The 17,718-nt window shown below is 61.6% G+C and carries 15 protein-coding genes and 1 pseudogene; 8 read left to right on the top strand and 8 right to left on the bottom strand.

Features of this window, described 5'->3' with window-relative positions:
• Position 1 precedes the first annotated feature (1 nt).
• From JJC00_RS09700 to JJC00_RS09680, 5 genes are all read left to right on the top strand, one after another.
• Positions 2-1,333, top strand: a complete 1,332-nt coding sequence (locus JJC00_RS09700) for a copper oxidase (protein WP_200472358.1) — start codon at positions 2-4, stop codon at positions 1,331-1,333.
• A gap of 32 nt (positions 1,334-1,365) precedes the next feature.
• Positions 1,366-1,821, top strand: a complete 456-nt coding sequence (locus JJC00_RS09695) for a cupredoxin domain-containing protein (protein WP_200472357.1) — start codon at positions 1,366-1,368, stop codon at positions 1,819-1,821.
• Positions 1,822-1,838: 17 nt separating this feature from the next.
• Positions 1,839-2,138, top strand: a complete 300-nt coding sequence (locus tag JJC00_RS09690; protein WP_200472356.1) for a copper-binding protein — start codon at positions 1,839-1,841, stop codon at positions 2,136-2,138.
• A 348-nt stretch (positions 2,139-2,486) separates the two neighbouring features.
• Positions 2,487-4,628, top strand: coding sequence for a flagellar biosynthesis protein FlhA (gene flhA / locus JJC00_RS09685; protein ID WP_200472355.1), 2,142 nt, complete (start codon positions 2,487-2,489; stop codon positions 4,626-4,628).
• 294 nt (positions 4,629-4,922) lie between these two features.
• Positions 4,923-5,123, top strand: coding sequence for a hypothetical protein (locus JJC00_RS09680; RefSeq protein WP_200472354.1), 201 nt, complete (start codon positions 4,923-4,925; stop codon positions 5,121-5,123).
• Between the two features lie 185 nt (positions 5,124-5,308).
• Here the strand turns inward: JJC00_RS09680 and JJC00_RS09675 are convergent, their stop codons facing one another.
• Both JJC00_RS09675 and JJC00_RS38040 read right to left on the bottom strand, forming a co-directional pair.
• Complete coding sequence (locus tag JJC00_RS09675; protein WP_200472353.1) at positions 5,309-6,517, bottom strand: hypothetical protein; 1,209 nt, start codon at positions 6,515-6,517, stop codon at positions 5,309-5,311.
• A gap of 103 nt (positions 6,518-6,620) precedes the next feature.
• Positions 6,621-6,898, bottom strand: a pseudogene (locus JJC00_RS38040) (NAD(P)/FAD-dependent oxidoreductase); the annotation flags it as partial.
• A gap of 773 nt (positions 6,899-7,671) precedes the next feature.
• Here JJC00_RS38040 and JJC00_RS09670 point away from each other — a divergent pair.
• The gene (locus JJC00_RS09670) at positions 7,672-8,451 is read left to right on the top strand and encodes a class I SAM-dependent methyltransferase (RefSeq protein ID WP_200472352.1); all 780 of its coding nucleotides are present in this window, start codon (positions 7,672-7,674) and stop codon (positions 8,449-8,451) included.
• Positions 8,452-8,535: 84 nt separating this feature from the next.
• Here the strand turns inward: JJC00_RS09670 and JJC00_RS09665 are convergent, their stop codons facing one another.
• Both JJC00_RS09665 and JJC00_RS09660 read right to left on the bottom strand, forming a co-directional pair.
• Positions 8,536-9,396, bottom strand: a complete 861-nt coding sequence (locus JJC00_RS09665) for a DMT family transporter (RefSeq protein ID WP_200472351.1) — start codon at positions 9,394-9,396, stop codon at positions 8,536-8,538.
• A 70-nt stretch (positions 9,397-9,466) separates the two neighbouring features.
• On the bottom strand, positions 9,467-10,003 hold the full coding sequence (locus JJC00_RS09660; protein WP_433996499.1) for a TetR/AcrR family transcriptional regulator: 537 nt from the start codon (positions 10,001-10,003) through the stop codon (positions 9,467-9,469).
• A 467-nt stretch (positions 10,004-10,470) separates the two neighbouring features.
• Between JJC00_RS09660 and JJC00_RS09655 the strand changes: the two genes are divergently transcribed.
• Positions 10,471-10,761, top strand: coding sequence for a hypothetical protein (locus JJC00_RS09655; protein WP_200472350.1), 291 nt, complete (start codon positions 10,471-10,473; stop codon positions 10,759-10,761).
• A 418-nt stretch (positions 10,762-11,179) separates the two neighbouring features.
• Here the strand turns inward: JJC00_RS09655 and JJC00_RS09650 are convergent, their stop codons facing one another.
• The 3 genes from JJC00_RS09650 to JJC00_RS09640 all read right to left on the bottom strand — a co-directional run bounded on the left by JJC00_RS09650 (position 11,180) and on the right by JJC00_RS09640 (position 14,302).
• Entirely contained in the window at positions 11,180-12,379 is a 1,200-nt protein-coding gene (locus JJC00_RS09650) for an IS91 family transposase (RefSeq protein WP_200472349.1), read from the bottom strand.
• Positions 12,380-12,391: 12 nt separating this feature from the next.
• Positions 12,392-13,264: a tyrosine-type recombinase/integrase gene (locus JJC00_RS09645; protein WP_200472348.1), complete on the bottom strand. Its 873-nt coding sequence runs from the start codon at positions 13,262-13,264 to the stop codon at positions 12,392-12,394.
• A gap of 303 nt (positions 13,265-13,567) precedes the next feature.
• Positions 13,568-14,302 (bottom strand): Crp/Fnr family transcriptional regulator, encoded by a 735-nt coding sequence (locus JJC00_RS09640; RefSeq protein WP_200472347.1) that lies wholly within the window; start codon positions 14,300-14,302, stop codon positions 13,568-13,570.
• Between the two features lie 233 nt (positions 14,303-14,535).
• Here JJC00_RS09640 and JJC00_RS09635 point away from each other — a divergent pair, with 233 nt between their 5' ends.
• Positions 14,536-15,402, top strand: a complete 867-nt coding sequence (locus JJC00_RS09635; RefSeq protein WP_200472346.1) for an MEDS domain-containing protein — start codon at positions 14,536-14,538, stop codon at positions 15,400-15,402.
• Positions 15,403-16,444: 1,042 nt separating this feature from the next.
• Here the strand turns inward: JJC00_RS09635 and JJC00_RS09630 are convergent.
• Complete coding sequence (locus tag JJC00_RS09630; protein WP_200472345.1) at positions 16,445-17,671, bottom strand: NAD(P)/FAD-dependent oxidoreductase; 1,227 nt, start codon at positions 17,669-17,671, stop codon at positions 16,445-16,447.
• Between the last annotated feature and the right edge of the window lie 47 nt (positions 17,672-17,718).

Below are 17,718 nucleotides of genomic sequence, written 5' to 3'. Positions count from 1 at the left end.
CATGTTTTCCCGCCGACGATTTTTGGGTACCGCCGCGCTCGTGAGCGCGTCAGCGGTCAGCGGCCGCGTCCAGGCCGCGTCGATTCCGGAAGCAGCCCATATGGACAAGGCGGTGATGCAGCCGCCGCTGCATCCCATTGGCGGTCCCGACTACCGCCCGGTCGTCACGCTCAACGGCTGGACACTGCCGTTCCGCATGAACGGCGACTGGAAGGAATTCCATCTCGTCGCCGAGCCCGTGGTGCGCGAGTTCGCCGAGGGCATGAAAGTGAACCTGTGGGGCTATAACGGCCAGTCGCCAGGGCCGACGATCGAGGCTGTCGAAGGCGACAAGGTCCGCATCTTCGTCACCAACAAGCTGCCCGAATATACGACCGTGCATTGGCACGGCATGATCGTGCCGAGCGGCATGGACGGTGTCGGCGGACTGACCCAGCCGCATATCGAGCCGGGCAAGACCTTCGTGTACGAGTTCGAGATGAGGAAGAGCGGGACCTTCATGTACCACCCGCATTCCGACGAGATGGTGCAGATGGCGATGGGCATGATGGGCATGGTCGTCGTGCATCCACGCGACCCAAACTTCCGCCCCGTCGACCGCGACTTCGTCTTCGTGATGAGCACCTATCGCGTCGATCCCGGCGCTTACCTGCCGCGGGTCAACGAGATGACCGATTTCAACATGTGGACCTGGAATGCGCGGGTGTTTCCAGGCATCGATCCGCTGCCGGTCAGGCTCGCCGACAAGGTGCGCGTGCGCATCGGCAATCTCAGCATGACCAACCACCCGATCCATCTGCATGGTCACAGCTTTGCCGTGACCTGCACCGACGGCGGCTGGATCCCCGAGAGCGCGCAATATCCGGAGACGACGACCGACGTGCCTGTCGGCGCGGTGCGCGTATTCGACGTCCTCGCCGACAATCCCGGCGACTGGGCGCTTCACTGCCACAAGTCGCATCACACCATGAATGCGATGGGGCACGACATGCGCAACATGATCGGCGTCTCGCGCAAGGATCTCGCCAGGGCTGTCGGCAAGCTTGCGCCCGACGCCATGGTGATGGGCCAATCCGGCATGGCGATGGGCAACATGGAGATGCCGGCGCCTGACAACACGCTGCCGATGATGACCGGCAGCGGCCAATTCGGCCCGATCGAGATGGGCGGCATGTTTACGGTGATGAAGATCCGCGAGAACCTTGCGCGCGACGATTATCGCGATCCCGGCCCCTATCAATTCCCGCAAGGCACCGTCGCCTACGAGGTCGCCTCGCCCGCGGCGGAGCCGGCGCGGCAGCCGGCCTCGCCCGCGCACAAGATGAAGATGTGAGCGTTTCGATGAACCACCAACTGGAGACCACAATGAAGAAGACGATCAAACTCGCCTTGACGCTGGCCGCGCTGTCGATCGCACCCGCGCTCGCGCACGAGGGGCACGACCATCACGGCTTCTCGGCCGGCGAGCCCGGCGACCCCAGGAAGCCGGCGCGCACCATCGAGATCGCGTTGAGCGAGATGTCCTACGAGCCGTCGAAGATCGACGTCAAGCGCGGCGAACAGATCCGCTTCGTGCTGCGCAATGTCGGCAAGGAGGACCACGAATTCCTGCTCGCCACCACCAAGGAGAACCTCGCCCATGCTGAGGTGATGAAGAAGCACCCGCACATGGAGCATGACGATCCGAACGGGGTGCGGCTCGCGCCGAACAAGACGGCCGAGATCGTCTGGAAGTTCAGCAAAGCCGGCACCTTCGAATTTTCCTGCCTGATTCCCGACCACCGCGACTACGGCATGGTCGGCCACGTCACCGTGAAATGAAGACAAGGGAGACAGCCATGACACCGATCACCCGCATCGCCGCAGCGTTCGCACTGACGCTGGGCCTGACCGCGAGCGCGCTGGCGCAAGCCGCTTCCATCAGCGGCGAGGTCAAGAAAATCGACGAAAGCGCAGGCAAAATCACGCTCAAGCACGGGCCCGCGAAGAGCCTCGGCATGGATGAACCCATGACCATGGTCTACCGCGTCAGGGATCCCGCGATGCTCAAGCAGGTGAAGGTCGGCGACAAGGTGTCGTTTGAAGCCGAGGAGGCACCATCGGGCTACACGGTGACGAGGATGCAGAAGGCGAGGTAGGCGGCTCTGGTCCGTCATTCCGGGGCGATGTGTAGCATCGAACTAGGGTGCGCCCTTGCGCACCTGAGAATCTCGAGGTTCCGGGCTCGGCTCTGCGCGCCGCCCCGGAACGACCCGGGACAGCCTCCAAAATATCCCAGCCTGACCGCCTCCCCACTGCCTCCGTTAACCCTTTGCTAACCATACACCGGGCAAAAATTGCCGGGTGGAGTCGAGTGTCGTCAGCCGCGTAGAACGGGAGCCCCCGTGGACGCCAGTGCGGTGCCTCACTTTCGGAACGGCGGCCCACCGGCCGCCGCGCAGACGTTTGGGGCGCGTGGACGTCAGTCGCGCGGGGAGGCAGCTACCATGGTCGACGTTACCGCCGGACAAGGCGTAGGCAGCGCAAAGCCCGGCCTCCCCTCGCTTTCCGAAATCGTCAACATCCTCAAGCGCGGCGACATCGCGCTGGCGCTCGGCATCCTCACCATCCTGGTGGTGCTGATCCTGCCGCTGCCCGCGATCGTGCTCGACCTGTTCCTGGCGATCTCGATCACGCTCTCGATCCTGATCCTGATGACGTCGCTGTTCATCCAGACGCCGCTGGAATTCTCCGCCTTCCCGACCGTCCTGCTGATCTCGACCATGCTGCGGCTGTCGCTCAACATGGCCTCGACCCGCCTGATCCTGTCGCACGGGCACGAGGGCACGGATGCCGCCGGTCACGTCATCGAGGCCTTCGGCAGCTTCGTGATGGGCGGCAATTTCGTCATCGGCATCATCGTCTTCGCCATCCTGATCATCGTCAACTTCGTCGTCATCACCAAGGGTTCGGGCCGTATCGCCGAAGTCGCCGCCCGCTTCCACCTCGACGCGATGCCCGGCAAGCAGATGGCGATCGACGCCGACCTCTCCGCCGGCCTGATCGACGAGAAGGTCGCCAAGCATCGGCGCAAGGAGCTGGAGGACGAGAGCGGCTTCTTCGGCGCCATGGACGGTGCCTCGAAGTTCGTCCGCGGCGACGCCATCGCCGGCCTCCTGATCGTCTTCATCAACGTCGTCGGCGGCATGATCATCGGCGTCGCACAGCAGGGCCTCTCCTTTGCCGACGCCGGGCGCAGCTACACGCTGCTGACGGTCGGTGACGGCCTCGTCACCCAGGTGCCGGCGCTGATCGTCTCGACCGCGGCGGGCCTGCTCGTCTCCAAGGCCGGCGTCTCTGGCGCCGCCGACAAGGCGCTGATGAAGCAATTCTCCGGCTATCCGCAGGCGCTGGCGATGTCCTCGGCGGTCATGCTGGTGCTGGCGGCGCTGCCGGGCATTCCGACGATCCCTTTCCTCGCGCTCGGCGCCGGCGCTGGCGCGCTCGCCTGGCACGCGCGCAAGCGCAATCGCGCGACCACCAAGGCGGAGGCCGCCGCCAACGCCGCGCCCGCGCCGGGAACGCCGGGTGCACCGGGTGCCGCTGCCGCAGAGGAACCGATCTCGGCGGCGCTGAAGATCGACGACCTCAAGATCGAGCTCGGCTATGCGCTCTTGCCGCTGGTCAACGGCCCCGACGGCACCGACCGCCTCACCGAGCAGATCAAGGCGCTGCGCCGCTCGCTTGCGATCGAGATGGGCTTTGTCATGCCGGCGGTGCGCATCCTCGACAACGTCCAGCTCGAAGCCAACACCTACATCATCAAGATCAAGGAGGTCGACGCCGGCACCGGCAAGATCTGGCCGAACCAGTTCATGGTCATGGATCCCGGCGGCAGCCAGGTGCAGGTGCCCGGCATCCACACCACCGAGCCGACCTTCGGCCTGCCCGCGACCTGGGTCGATGCCAGCTTCAAGGAGGAGGCCTCGCTCAAGGGCTACACCGTCGTCGATGCCGCGACCGTGCTCTCGACCCACCTCACCGAGCTGCTCAAGGCCAACATGTCGGACCTGCTCTCCTACGGCGAGGTGCAGAAGCTGCTCAAGGAGCTGCCGAAGGAGCAGAGCGAGCTGGTCAAGGACATCGTGCCCGGACAGGTCACGGTCTCCGGCATCCAGCGCGTGCTCCAGCTGCTGCTCGCCGAGCGCATCTCGATCCGCGACCTCTCGACCATCCTCGAAGGCATCGCCGATTCGCTCGCCTTCTCGCGCAATCCCGCGACCATGGTCGAGCATGTCCGCGCCCGTCTGGCGCGGCAAATCTGCGCGCAGAATACGTCGTACAACGGCTATCTGCCGCTCATCGCGTTGTCGGCGCGGTGGGAGCAGGCCTTTGCCGAATCCATCGTCGGCCAGGGCGAAGAGCGCAGCCTCGCGATGCAGCCCTCGAAACTGTCGGAGTTCATGACCGGCGTGCGCGAGGCGTTCGAGCGCGCCGCCCGTGAAGGCGAGGCGCCGGTGCTGGTGACCTCTGCGGCAATTCGTCCCTTCGTCCGCTCCCTGGTCGAGCGGTTCCGGGCCCAGACGACCGTGCTGTCGCAGGCCGAAATCCACCCCAGGACGAAGCTGAAAACGGTCGGAAGCATCTGATTTGCCTTAAGAAGGCATGTGTTTTTCGGTCACAGGCAAATGGTTTTTGAGTTTCTGGCGCCTTGTCGACCAAAGGCTGACAAGGTGCCTGAGAAGCACATTAGATCTTTGAAATAATTGCGAAATCGAACGATCAAGCCGCGTTTTTGATCGCGATCTTTCACGTCCTGTCACGCTCTTGTGATGACCCCTTGGGAACGAATCCCGCCAATACTAAGTTGTTGGGCACCGGAAGCATGAACCTGCCGAACAAGGGTGGCGACTACTTCGGGTAGATGGCGGCAGGAGCCTTCCATGAACCACTCGATTTACAGCGCGGACCGCTCGACCCACCTGAAGGTGGTGGCCGTTGCGCTCGTTGCCGGCATCGCGCTCGCGGGCTTTGGCATCTCGGCGCGCTCGAGTTCGGATGAACGCCTCACGCAAACTGCCCGCGTCATCAAAGCCGGCAAGCCGGTTGTGATCACCAGCTCGAGCGCTTCGCTCGTTCGCTAAGGAGATTTTGAGTTTCAGGAATTCACGCGGCTCTTTACCAGCCCCCCAAAGTCGCCACGTGGATATGTAGACGACCCCAACCCCAAGTCGACTACAGAAAGCGCCCGCCCCCCACGGGCGCTTTCTCATTTTCGCGTAGTATGCACAAATTGCTCTCGCATTCGCCAGCAATGGCTTTCGCGCTGTTAATTCACTCGGGCCAGCAGCACGTGGCTCGTCGGCAGCGATGCTCTCTTCTGCTTTGCCGGAGATGACGAGGCCACTGCCGGGCCAGGCGACCTATCGGTGGGCCACGCACCTTCGAACGGCGGCGCGAAATTTCGCGACTTCAGTGCTGCAATTTCCCAGGAATTTAGGCATGTCTTTCCGGCGTAATCCGTCGAATTGTAGAAGGCGTGATAGCCGACACCCAATGCCGTCGCAAATCTGTCGCCTTTGGTGACGTTGTCTAAGAAACCGCGAAGCTTACTACAGAACTTTGGCAGATTGCCCGACCAAGGTGAGTCAGCCGCGCTTTGAGCATTGTTAAACTGGTTGGACAGATCGCCGTACCTTTGTGTAAAGGCGCCGTATACGCCCGGCCACCCATTGAGGCCCTCTACGATAACTCCGGTGCCGCGAACATTTTTGACGATCGTAATGACCGGTACGTTACGGCTGCGATAAACAACCGTGCTCGCTGTTGATCCAATCTCGTATTGTCTCGGGTCCGGGGCCCTATCATCAGCGAATGATTCCATGATCTCATTGACGCCGGTATTCAGCGTTGTGATGGCGGACGTATTTTTTTCGAGAAAAGATACCGCAGGAACCAGGACTGCGCCAATACCGCCCGCCGAGGCTGGGAGCGCGCTTAGCGCGACGGCGCTGCTGCCGACTTTTGCAATACCACCAAGGAGCTTCGCTGGGTCATTGAAACGAACTTTCTCGCTTCTCTTGAACTCAAAATGCATCTTCAATCGTGCATTGGCTTGGACGTTGTTGATAATCGTCCCTTCGCAGTTCTGCACAATCGCGTCACCAAAATTCGTCTTCGCTATTAGAGGGACCTTTACCTGCTTTATCTGATCGCCTTTCGCGTCCGGGAAGGTGACCACTGCGGCCAAAGCAATCGATCTATCCTCTATCTCCCAGAATTCATGACTGAACGGATTCGAGCCACCTCGTTTTGGACCAACCCAGTGAGACGCAACCGTATTGAGACTCATCGTCGCATCACACAAGTCTTGGACCTTCAGATCATACTCGAAAACCTCTTGCGGACGCGCGAAACTTGTAACGCGCGGCGAAACGGAGGCCGCCTTCTGAATATCGTTGACGTCGTATGCGTTCGCGGTGGTCGCAGCCAAAAGGCAGATGGCACTCGAAAAGGCGAAAGCGAGTCTCTTGATCATTATGCAATCCTGCTCTTTAAAATAGCGCAAATAAACCACGACAATTATGGATTGACAATAGTCTTGGTTTTCCAGGAGGCCGCAATCGTTCGGTTATCCAGCGCTACCGCGCCCCATAAGTCGGCGGCGGCGCCTGCACGTTCGGGGCTGCCGCAGCGAACAGATCCTCTTGCTGCAGGTGAGCGGGGGATAGATGCGCTTGCGGTTGATGGTCTGCTTGGTTTGCCTTTGCAGCCTGGCCGGTCGTTCGCACCTCGCGATCCCAGCCTTCCGTGTAGAGCGCGCGCAATCGCCGAGATCGAGCACGGTGACGTACCAGTCGATCCGCAACGGCAGCATCGGCTGGCCGACCAGTAGGGTCGTAGGATGGGTAGCGAAGCGAAACCCATCAACGTTTCCTCCGCGCGGAAACATGATGGGTTTCGCAAGTGCTCTACCCATCCTACGCCCCCACTCAATTCGTATCTCCATCGCAGACACACGTTCGCATCCTCGCGGCTCGTCTCGCCCGAGTCTTACTCGTCCGCCTTGCCCTCAATTGAAAGAAGGCGCAGGGAAGACCGGGTGCCGGCTGGCACCCGCGGTCCACTGTGCGAAATTGCAGCGAGAGAATTTGCACAGCGGCATACAGGTGAAGCCAGGACATCCGGCCTTCCCTGCGCAGTGGTTTGACGGCTTATGTCGCGCTCTCCCCGGGGAGCGATGCACTATTGCCCCCGTCGCCTTGCCGATCACTGATGCAAGAGCCCGGTTGGGCACCCCACATCACCACAAGACTTGGCGCACAGACCCCGGGCGCCAGGACCACACGATTTTGCCGTACGCAGATCACACCGGTCGTGCGCGCGACGCTTTCGCTCACGGTTGCCCGCCCTGCGATTGCTTGTCGCGCCGATGTGACCCACGTCCACCGCCGTCCGGCCCGCGTTCGTGACGATCGCGATACGCCCCTCTTCCTTGGGCCGGAGTGAGACGACGTATACGTTATTTCCGAATTTCGGTAAAGTGAAATATTTTTGGCCGCGCACATTGTCCCACGGCTAGCGTGTTTTGCCCGTCAGGCAACGCTAGGGCTTGTAGAACGGGCGGCGATGCCTTGACAACGAATGGCTTTGCTTGGCTAGGTTCACAACCCTGATGAAGCGGAGTACTCCATGGAGCAGCGCTTTACATTCGATCAGATCGCGCGTGTCTATAGGGCCTCACGCCCTGATTATCCCGAAGCTCTCGTCGATGACGTGGTTTCATACGCCGACCTGAAGCCCGGCGATCCCGTTCTCGAAGTTGGCTGCGGCACGGGGCAGGCAACAAAGAGCTTCGCGACGCGAGATTTGCAGATCGTTGCGATCGATCCCGGACCCGAAATGGTCCGCGCTGCGCGTGAGAGCTTGGCACATTTTGGTAATGTCGAACTGGTCGAGACGACGTTCGAGGCGTGGTCACAGGATAAAGCACCGTTCCGGCTCATCATCGCTGCGCAGTCGTGGCACTGGGTCTCGCCGGAGTTGCGGTTCGTGAAGGCGGCGAAATTGCTTTCATCTGACGGATCATTGGCCGTCTTCGGACATGTTCCGACAGGACTGCCCGCTCCATTGCTCGAACAGTTCAGGGACATAACCCTGCGTCATACCGGCCGCTCGGGGCCGCCACCGGAAGCCTGGTACCTGCCCAGCGGTCCATTCAAAGGCTGGTTTGACCAGTCGGCACTATTTGGACCGGTGGAGCACCGCTGCTATCCATGGAAGTGGCGGCACACAACATCAAGCTACGCCAATTTCCTGGGGACGCGCTCAGATATTCGGATGCTCACGCCAACGATGCGCGAAGAGCTGCTCAACGACATTTCCAAAGCGGTCGATCGTCACGGTGGAGAATTCGAAATGGACTACGAAACTCACCTCTACATGGCCCGCCGAACTGGTCTCGATCAGTAGCGGTTCAAATGTCTGGAATCGGGTCAGAAGCTGTCGGGCCGGCGGGCGGCACGGCAAGGTCAGCGATGGGCCAACAGCGGGAACTCAAACCGGTCGAGCGCTCGGCCTAAACTGGGTCACGGCAACACCAGAGATCGCCAGCAGCGCACCAACAATCAACTTCGGGGTCATCGGCTCGCCAAGAAACAATGCGCTCGACATCAAGGCGAACACCGGCAGCAGCAGACCGAAGGGAGCGACGCGCCCCATGGAGCAGCGAGCGATCAGCCAGAACCAAAGGCCAAATCCAACAATTCCTCCGATAAAAATCGTGTAGGCGAGTGCCAGCCAGCCACGTTCATCCGCAGCGACGAGGCTCGCCAGTTGCCCATATTCAAGGAGCAACGACATCAACATCACCTGCGGCACCGTGAACAGCGACGCCCAACCCATCAACATCAAGGGGTCGAAAGGGCCGTAGCGTTTCGTCAAGACGTTGGATACCGCGAAGGCGAAGGCAGCTCCGACCACCAGCAGCAGTGGTAGGCCGTTTGACGACAGGCCGGGCTCCGTCCTCAACACAAAGACGCCGGCAAATGCAAGCACTACCCCGGAGACGGTAGTGAGAGATGGCCTCTCCGCCAGCAGCGGCCAGGCCAGCAGGACCGTGAAGGGTGTGGAGAGTAAATATGCGACAGCCGTCATGCTTCCCGAGCCGAGCCCTAGACCAACGTAGAAGAGCCCGAAGTTCAGTCCACCAAGAAAAAGCGAGATGGCTGCGATAGGACGCAGCTGTTCACGCGTGGGCTTTTTGACGAACGGAATAAGCAGGAGCGCGGTGGCCAGGAAACGCAGCGCTAGGAAGAAGAACGGCGGAAACTCCGTAATGCCCACTTTGATGACCACGAACTGATAACCCCAGAGCAAAGGAACGGCCACCGCGCAAACAATCTGGATCGCGGACATGGTATTCTCCTTTAAAGACCGATTGGTCTAGATATCGACGCGCCGATCGTGGGGACGGCCCCGGGTTTGCTTACCTGATGAAACGATCGAGCAGAGCGTCGGCCGCGGCTTGGGTTATGGCTCCCGTCGGCGCCGTTTTGCTGATCACTCGCAGCCCCTCAACGAAACAGACGAGAATGCGGGCAGCATTTGCAGGGTCGACACCGTCGGCTAACTTGCCCGCCGCCTTCGCACGGGAAAGTGCATCCGCCACTCGCGCCTCCATGACTTTGAAAAAGCTCGCGATACGACGATTAACGTCAGCGTCACGCCCGGCGAGTTCCATGGTTGTGGCAATCACCAGACATCCACGCCGACCGTGGGCGCCGCTCGTGCGGTCAACATATCCAGCAAGATAGGCCCGCAGGCCGTCCACCGGCTCCTTGCGAGGGTCAAGCTCGATATCCATCCGTGTCACGGCATCGGCAATGTAACGATCGAGCGCGCGCAGGAAGAGCGAGTGCTTGTCACCGAAAGCAGCATAAAGGCTGCCACGCGAGAGCTTCGTCACACGAAGAAGGTCTGGCAGCGCTGTGGCATGATAGCCACGCGACCAGAACACACCCATCGCGCGTTCAACAGCGGCTTCTGCATCGAAACTCCGCGGGCGACCGCGGGGCAACGGCACTGAGGTTCGGTTGCTCATTGGAAAGATATAGACCAAATGGTCTTTAAATCAAGTGACCGCTTTGGGTCGTGTGGACGACGCCGCGGCCCAGAGCTGAGCAACGGAATGACCGCCGGCAAGTCGATAGTCAGGGCTACAATTGGGATGTCCCCGTCGCTTCCCTAGCCGCAATAGCGGCAAAGCGGACATTGCCTTTCGTCGCATCGTTTCGCACGGCCAGGCTCAATTCCGCCGCGCCCATAAGTCGGCGGGCAGCACCTGTTGCGTGTCGGGCGCAGAACTATTGGTGGGCTACAAAATCAAAGGCAGTGCGCCTACCCAGCGGTTCGTGGCTTCGTGCTGTAACTCAGGCATGTGACGGATCATTGGCCGTCTTCGGACATGTTCCGACAGGACTACCCATCCAATTGCTCGAGCAGTTCAAGGGAACATCCCTGCGACATACGAGCCGCTGGTTTGACCAGTCGGGCTTGTTTGGACCGGTGGAGCGCCGCTGCTATCCATGGAAGTGGCCGCACACGACATCAAGCTACGCCAGTTTCATGGGGACGCGCTCGGATATCCGGATGCTCACGCCAACGATGCGCGAAGAGCTGCTCAACGACATTTCCAAAGCAGTCGATCGTCACGGAGGAGAATTCGAAATGGACTACGAAACTCACCTCTACATGGCCCGCCGAGCTCGTCTCGATAAGTAGCTCTGTGTTCGCTTCAAACGTCTGGAAGTGGGCCCATCGCCGACCTTGCCGCGCAGCAGGACGACCGGCAGCTTTTGTGAAGGGTTTCGGATGCCGGCCGCTGGAGTGACGGCGCGGCGTATTCGGGCGGCCGGCGTCCGAAAGCCTCCAAGGGAGGAAACCGCGCATGGCGGGCAGGAATGGTGCGGCAGGCTCTATGGGGATTTGAGCGCTGCGGGCGAGTTGGCCGATGGAATTCGAGCCGATGCAGCGAGCTGCGCGACGGTGGCGCGACAGGTGAATGTATATGGGACGGGGTCGAAGGCGATAAATTGTTGTCGGATAGGCGGCGACCGATGAGCGTATTGGCGCATTCCGCCGTGGCCGGTCGATGGGCGGCGGGCACGACGAGCAGTTTTGCAGAACGACAGTTGCGCGCTCATGAGGTGTCGATCCTGATGGCGCTGGTTGGCGCGGTCGGCTGGTGGCGAGGCGTTGCGCCGCGCTCAAAGACTTCGATGACGATCATGCGGCCGCCGCAGCATGGACACGGCGGCTTGCTGGTGTCGACGATGGTCTCGGTGGGCTCACGCTCACGATCCTTGATGGCGAGCAGCTCGCGCGCGCGTGCGATGTTGTCGGCGCAGGCGCTACGCGCGAGCAGGCCGTAGTGGCGGATGCGGTGGAAGCCCTTTGGCAGGACGTGGATGAGGAAGCGGCGGATGAACTCGTCTGTAGCGAGCGTCATCTGCTTTAGACGGTCGTGGCCTTCGACCCGGTAATCCTTCCACCGGAAGGTGACGCCGTGCTGGTCGAAGGCGATCAGGCGGCTGTTGGCGATGGCGACGCGGTGCGTATAGCGCGACAGATAGGCCAGCACGGCTTCGGGACCGCCGAACGGACGCTTGGCATAGACGACCCATTTCGTCTTGCGAAGCGCTGCAAGAAATGCGGCAAATGGTTGCGCCGCGGCGAGATGAGCGTCATTGCCGAAGAAGCTTAGGCGCCCGGCTTGGTGGAGGGCGGCAAAGCGCTCCAGGAACAGCCGCCGAAACAGGCGTGAGAGCACCCGCACCGGTAGGAAGAAGCCCGGCCGGCAGGACACCCAGCGCTCTCCGTCGGGCGAGATGCCGCCGCCCGGCACGATCATGTGGACATGCGGGTGGTGGGTCATGGCCGAGCCCCAGGTGTGCAGCACGGACGTGATGCCGATCCTGGCTCCCAGATGCTTGGGGTCGGCGGCGATCGTCAGCATCGTCTCGGCCGAGATCTTGAACAGTAGATCGTAGATGGCCGCCCTGTTGTGATAGGCGATGTCGGCGATCCGGGCCGGCAGCGTGAACACGACGTGATAATACGGCACCGGCAGCAGCTCGGCCTCGCGGTCGGCGAGCCACTGCTTCGCCGCAGCGCCCTGGCACTTCGGGCAATGCCGGTTGCGGCAGGAATTGTAGGCGATGGACGTATAGGCACAGTCTTCGCAGCGCGCGACATGGCCGCCGAGGGCTGCCGTGCGGCAGTTCTCGATCGCCGACATCACCTTCAACTGATCGAGGCGGACGTGGCCGGCATGGGCCTGTCGCCATGCCGGACCACGGTCGCGGAAGATATCCGCAACCTCCAGAGCCGGACAAGACACGCCGGCCTCGCGTCAACCTGGCGGCCGGGCCTTCAGCTTGACCGCGATGTGCTCCAGCGGGCTCATGACCTCGCTGATCGTCTTGGTGGCGACCCGGGTATAGAGCGCGGTCGTATCGAGCTTGGCGTGACCGAGCAGCACCTGGATGACGCGGACGTCGATGTTCTGCTCCAAGAGGTGGGTGGCGAAGCTGTGCCGCAAAGTGTGCAACGAGACGCGCTTGTTGATCTCCGCCATCCCTGCAGCGGCATGGCAGGCACGATTGAGCTGGCGGGTGGTCATTGGCTGCGCCGGATCGCGGCCCGGGAACAGCCAGCCCTGTGGGCGCGCCGCCTTCCACCAGGCGCGCAACAGGTCGAGCAGGCTCGGCGACAGCATGGCATTGCGGTCCTTGCCGCCTTTACCCTGTTCGACGCGAATGATCATGCGCTTGCTGTCGATATCGGAGATCTTCAGCGAGACGACCTCGTTGGCACGCAGGCCCGCGCCATAGGCCACGCTGAGTGCCGCCTTGTATTTGAGCCCCGGTGCCGCATCGAGCAGCCGCGCCACTTCCTCAACGCTCAGCACCACCGGCAGCTTGCGTGGCTCGTGGATGAAATGGGTGTGTTCGACGATCTCGTGACGCCGCAGCGTGACCTTGAAGAAGAACCGCAAAGTCGAGACCGCCTGGTTGATGGTCGGCACGCCGACGCCGCTCGATGCCAGATGGAGCTGATAGCGGCGCACGTCCTCGAAGCTGGCCAGATCCGGCGATCGTCCGAGGAAGGCTGCGAAGTCCTTGACCCGCTGCACATAGTCATGTTGGGTCTTGGGCGCGAACTTGCGGATCGTCATGTCTTCGATCATGCGCCGGCGCAACGGGCTCATTGCCTCGTCGGTCATGAGGATGCTCCTGTCTTGTGTGAAGGTTGCGAACCCCTCATCTCAAGACAGGACGCCTCGTTGCGCTATCCCCTCAGCCGTGCTGCTTGTTGTCTGGCCCTACCGCGCGAGCGGTTTAGTCCTTTGACCCGTAGGCGACATGGGCCGTGTGTGGGCACGGCCAGGCCGTGCGCTGCGCAGTAAGGCCAATTGCGGTCTTCCATGATCGCGTGGCGCACGGCTCTCGCGGCCATTCTTCTCGCAGCCTTTCTGCACAGGTCCTCTTGAGATGCGTCAATCATCCGGCCCAACCATGACTTTGGATTAAGCTGTATTCATCGCGAAGATCTCCTCGACCACGAGACGCTGGGTATCGTGGCATTCGCATGCCACCGCCGCGAGCCGCGATCGGTCGATCTCGATCTGGCCTCGTCGATCAGATCTGATCGCTCCGGACGCGCGCAGATTGCGCATCAGGAGCGTCACCGTCGTTCGTCGCACGCCGAGTATTTGTGACAGCGCCTCCTGGGTGAGCGGGAGGACGTCATGGTCGATGTGGTCGCGAAAATGGAGCAGCCAGCGTGCCATGCGGGCTTGGACCGGATGCAGCGCATTGCAGGCCGTGCCGAGCTGAAACTGAATCAGCATCGCCCTCATGTGCATCTGGATCGCGTGCCGGATCGCGGGGCTCCGGTTGAACGCGGCGTGAAATCGCGATGCGGGGATCCGCGAGGCGGTGCCCGCCGCACGAACGATGGCGGTAATGGCCGAAGGTGACGGCCCGAGCACGGAAAGGACGCCTACCGCTCCCTCGCGCCCGACTCCGGCGGTGGCGACCGTCTGTCCGTTCGCCATGTCGAACATCAGCGAGATGGCGCCGCTGTGAGGGAAGAACACATGCTCGATCTGGTCGCCCGCTCGCGAGAGGACCGCGTCCTGTTCGAGCGTGACCGTCTCAAGCTCGGGCGCGAGCAGACCGAAGTCCGACGGCGGCAGTGTTGCCAGAAGGCGGTTACGAATTCCGCGAGCCGTCACTGCGCGGAACCCGCCGAGAAGCATCCGCCACCTTCTCCATTCAGAGCGGCGGGGAAAGGCGGCCTTAGCATTGTTTGAATCTGCCCTCTCTGCTCGTACCGAAATCCAATTTCTCACTCGCGATGCAGCAATCGTCCGGTTCGATCAATTACCTGTGATGGCTAGTATGGCCGTTTGATCGATTTAACAACTCGTGCAACTACGAGGTCGCGAGACTGGGGGGCTCTGCGTTACCTGTCGAACGAGCTACCTTAACGATGTTTGAGCCTAAAACGTCTGCGACAAAGTCTCAGGGTTTGTGTCGGACCGGTATCCGGCCGCTTGGTGATAAGCCTTGGGGGACCCACGCCTGCTTATTTTATGAAACAGCGCAGGACCTTCTCGACGTTCACGCCGGATATTTTGGCGCAGGTCTTGCGGACGGCGAGTTCTGCATTTGGGCTCTTTCGGGGCCCCTCAGCCAGGAGATGGCAATTAAAGGTCTGCGCGAGTCCATTCCGGATTTCGAGCATTATCTTCGTCAAAACCGGATTGAGATCGTTCCGGGTTACGAGTGGTATCTCCCGGGAGGCGACTTCGACCCCCAGCGTATCACCGACGCCTGGAACGCCAAGCATGACGAAGCGCTTGCGCGAGGCTTTGCAGGGGTGCGGGTCAGCGGCAATGCGTTCTGGTGCCACACGCCCATCTGGCAAAGCTTCTGTGAGTACGAAGCTGCACTTAACGGTGCGCTGGTTGGGCGGAGGATGATCATCTTATGCACGTACTCATTGGGTGAAAGCCGGGCGGCTGACATGCTGGACGTCGCACGCACGCATGACATCTCAATTAGCATCCGCAACGGCAAATGGGAATTTCTTGAGAGCCCCAAAGATGACGAAACGAATACGCCACGATTGAACCCAGCGGACTTTCTGTCGAATCAGTTTCCCGGAAATGGATCCTTGAGCGACCGGGAAAAAATCATTCTGACGCAATTGGTCAAAGGGGCTTCCAACAAGCAAGTGGCGCGCGTGCTTCTAATCAGTCCACGCACTGTGGAGTTTCATCGCGCGAACATCATGCGCAAGCTAGGCGCTCGGAATTTTACGGAAGTCATGGGAATGGTACTCGGAATGCGATAGCCGAGGTGCTGAAGGTCACCAGAAATCAACCCACCCACAGCAAGAGCAGGAGAAGGCGGCTGACAAGCACGGCCAACCCGACGATAATGATGGTCAAGAGCAGCCGATCCATGAAGACCAAATGCGAGATCGGATGACCCGTTCCGGCGGGAGAATTGCTAGGTCGCCCAAACCAGTGATCGCGAGCGGTCTGCCTGCCCACGCTGTGTCGGTTATTGGCCCCCGAGCCGACATGCCGTGAAAGCTTGGCATGTCGGCGATCAAAGACAGAGCAGACCAAGGACTTGGCAGCCCAGACTTCCGCTTTGCCCATGGCGGACCACGAACACAGATTGTTCGACTTCGATCTGCCATGCTCGTAGGGGCCGTCAGATTTCACAGGCGGCCGAATTCAACGCCTTACGCAAGCCACCAAAGGCCATAAGCCGACAGGGCTCGGTACCGCTGACGGGCTTTGAACGCTGGAAAATGGCAGTTCGTTTGATAACGGTTGCCTTTGGCTTCGGCTTGGGGCGTGCGGCGGTAGCGGCCTTCTTCGTATCGTGCCGACGACGGGCGATCGGCCTCGGAGGCTCCGACGAATCGATACTAACGTCTTCTGGCAGGACAATGCGTTCGTCGACTGAAACAGCCTCTGTCGGCCTCTCGCTGCTCAGAGCGATAACTTCAAGGCGGTCCGCCTTCGCCAACACGCCATGTGAATTGGTGTCCGCGTTTGGCTCGGCAAGGGGCTGGACGGCCGCAACTGCGCTGTGCCGTGGAGCTCTCAACTCCATGGCTGACAGTGCTCCTACGCCCAACAGGATAACGAGGCCCAACAACGCCGTTCTCAGCATAATGTGCCTCCAATCTGAGTTGGTGCCGCTGAAAATTCTCCGCCCCAAAAAGGCAACTTGTTGGCGGCTGCCGACCCGCTTAGGGATCATTTGTCGACAGGGTTAACGTCGGCGATGCCCCCACCGCGTTGTGCCGCCATAGCGACAAAGCGGACATCGCGCCTTCGTCGCAGCGTTTCGCTTGGTTTATGGATGCACGGCCCGGCTCAACGACGTGTCGCCCCATAAGTCGGCGGCGGTGCCTGCACCGTGGGAGCGGCGGCGGCGAAGAGATCATCCTTGCTGCCGGTGAGCGGGGGATAGATGCGCTTGCGGTTGATGGTCTGCTTGGTCGCCTTGGCGGCGGCGCCCGTGGTCCGCACCTCGCGATCCCAGCCTTCCGTGTAGAGCGCGCCCCAATCGCCGAGATCGAGCACGGTGACGTACCAGTCGATCCGCAGCGGCAGCATCGGCTGGCCGACCAGATCGGCCACCACATTGTGACCGGCGAAACGGCCCATCGGGCGAGCGAATTGGCAGGACATCACGGTCGGATGCAAGCCATCGACCACACTGGAGGCGACGTCGCCGGCGGCAAAGACGCCGGGCAGATCCGCGACCCGCATGAAGGGATCGACCAGAAGGCGCCCGAGGCGGTCGCGCGCGCCCGGAAAGTTTTCGGCGAGCCGGCTCGCACGCAGCCCGGCGCACCAGATCACCGTCTGCGTTGCGATGAATTCGCCTGAGCTCAAGCGAACACCGGCAGCCTCGACCGACGCGACGCGCACGCCGAGCCGCGTTTCGACATCGAGCGACGACAGCGCCGTCTCGATGACGGCACCAGCTTGCGCGCCGATCGTGGCACCGACCGCGGAATTGGGATCGACCAGGACGATGCGGCGGCTGCCGGTGATGCCCGCACGCACCAGCCGTTCAGGCAATTCGGCGGCAACCTCGATGCCGGTGAAGCCGGCGCCGACCACCACGATTGTCGACCGTCCCGGCAACGGCGCGCTGCGCCCGAGCGAGATGAGATGATCCTCGAGACGAAGCGCCGCGGCATAGGTGTCGACATCGAACGCATGCTCGGCCAGGCCCGGAACATCCGGCCGCATCACTTCGCTGCCGAGCGCAAGCACGAGGCGATCGTAGCTCAGCGTCTCCTCACCGCGGCTTGTGACCAGCGAGATCTGGCGCCGCGCCGGATCGACCGCCTCGACCTCGCCGAGACCGTGCGTGACGCCGATCGGATCGAGCAGCTGCGGAAGCGGCAGCGCGACCTCGCTGAGGTCGACCTCGTAGTTACGCACGCGGATGTTGTGATAGGGATTGCGGTCGACGACGCGGATCTCGATGTCACGGCCGGCGGCACCGATTTCGTCACGCAGGCGCGCGGCACCGATGGCCGCCCACAGGCCCGCAAACCCGGCGCCGAGCACGACGATACGCGCCATGTCCGTTGACTTCGCTGTTCCCTGGAATCCGGCGATCTGTCTCGTGC

The sequence above is a fragment of the Bradyrhizobium diazoefficiens genome (genome assembly GCF_016616885.1).
GTDB lineage: Bacteria > Pseudomonadota > Alphaproteobacteria > Rhizobiales > Xanthobacteraceae > Bradyrhizobium > Bradyrhizobium diazoefficiens_F.
The sequence above is the reverse complement of the archived record's forward strand: the minus strand, read 5'-3'. Positions and strand labels throughout refer to the sequence as shown.

Bases quoted from the DNA above. Each gene is read 5' to 3' on its own strand.
- JJC00_RS09640 (WP_200472347.1), bottom strand. From the start codon at position 14,302: ATGCTTCTCGGCGGGTTCCGCGCAGTGACGGCTCGCGGAATTCGTAAC.
- JJC00_RS09630 (WP_200472345.1), bottom strand. From the start codon at position 17,671: ATGGCGCGTATCGTCGTGCTCGGCGCCGGGTTTGCGGGCCTGTGGGCG.
- flhA (WP_200472355.1), top strand. From the start codon at position 2,487: ATGGTCGACGTTACCGCCGGACAAGGCGTAGGCAGCGCAAAGCCCGGC.
- JJC00_RS09675 (WP_200472353.1), bottom strand. From the start codon at position 6,517: ATGATCAAGAGACTCGCTTTCGCCTTTTCGAGTGCCATCTGCCTTTTG.
- JJC00_RS09670 (WP_200472352.1), top strand. From the start codon at position 7,672: ATGGAGCAGCGCTTTACATTCGATCAGATCGCGCGTGTCTATAGGGCC.
- JJC00_RS09695 (WP_200472357.1), top strand. From the start codon at position 1,366: ATGAAGAAGACGATCAAACTCGCCTTGACGCTGGCCGCGCTGTCGATC.
- JJC00_RS09635 (WP_200472346.1), top strand. From the start codon at position 14,536: ATGTTTGAGCCTAAAACGTCTGCGACAAAGTCTCAGGGTTTGTGTCGG.
- JJC00_RS09665 (WP_200472351.1), bottom strand. From the start codon at position 9,396: ATGTCCGCGATCCAGATTGTTTGCGCGGTGGCCGTTCCTTTGCTCTGG.
- JJC00_RS09645 (WP_200472348.1), bottom strand. From the start codon at position 13,264: ATGACCGACGAGGCAATGAGCCCGTTGCGCCGGCGCATGATCGAAGAC.
- JJC00_RS09690 (WP_200472356.1), top strand. From the start codon at position 1,839: ATGACACCGATCACCCGCATCGCCGCAGCGTTCGCACTGACGCTGGGC.
- JJC00_RS09680 (WP_200472354.1), top strand. From the start codon at position 4,923: ATGAACCACTCGATTTACAGCGCGGACCGCTCGACCCACCTGAAGGTG.
- JJC00_RS09660 (WP_433996499.1), bottom strand. From the start codon at position 10,003: ATGGGTGTGTTCTGGTCGCGTGGCTATCATGCCACAGCGCTGCCAGAC.
- JJC00_RS09700 (WP_200472358.1), top strand. From the start codon at position 2: ATGTTTTCCCGCCGACGATTTTTGGGTACCGCCGCGCTCGTGAGCGCG.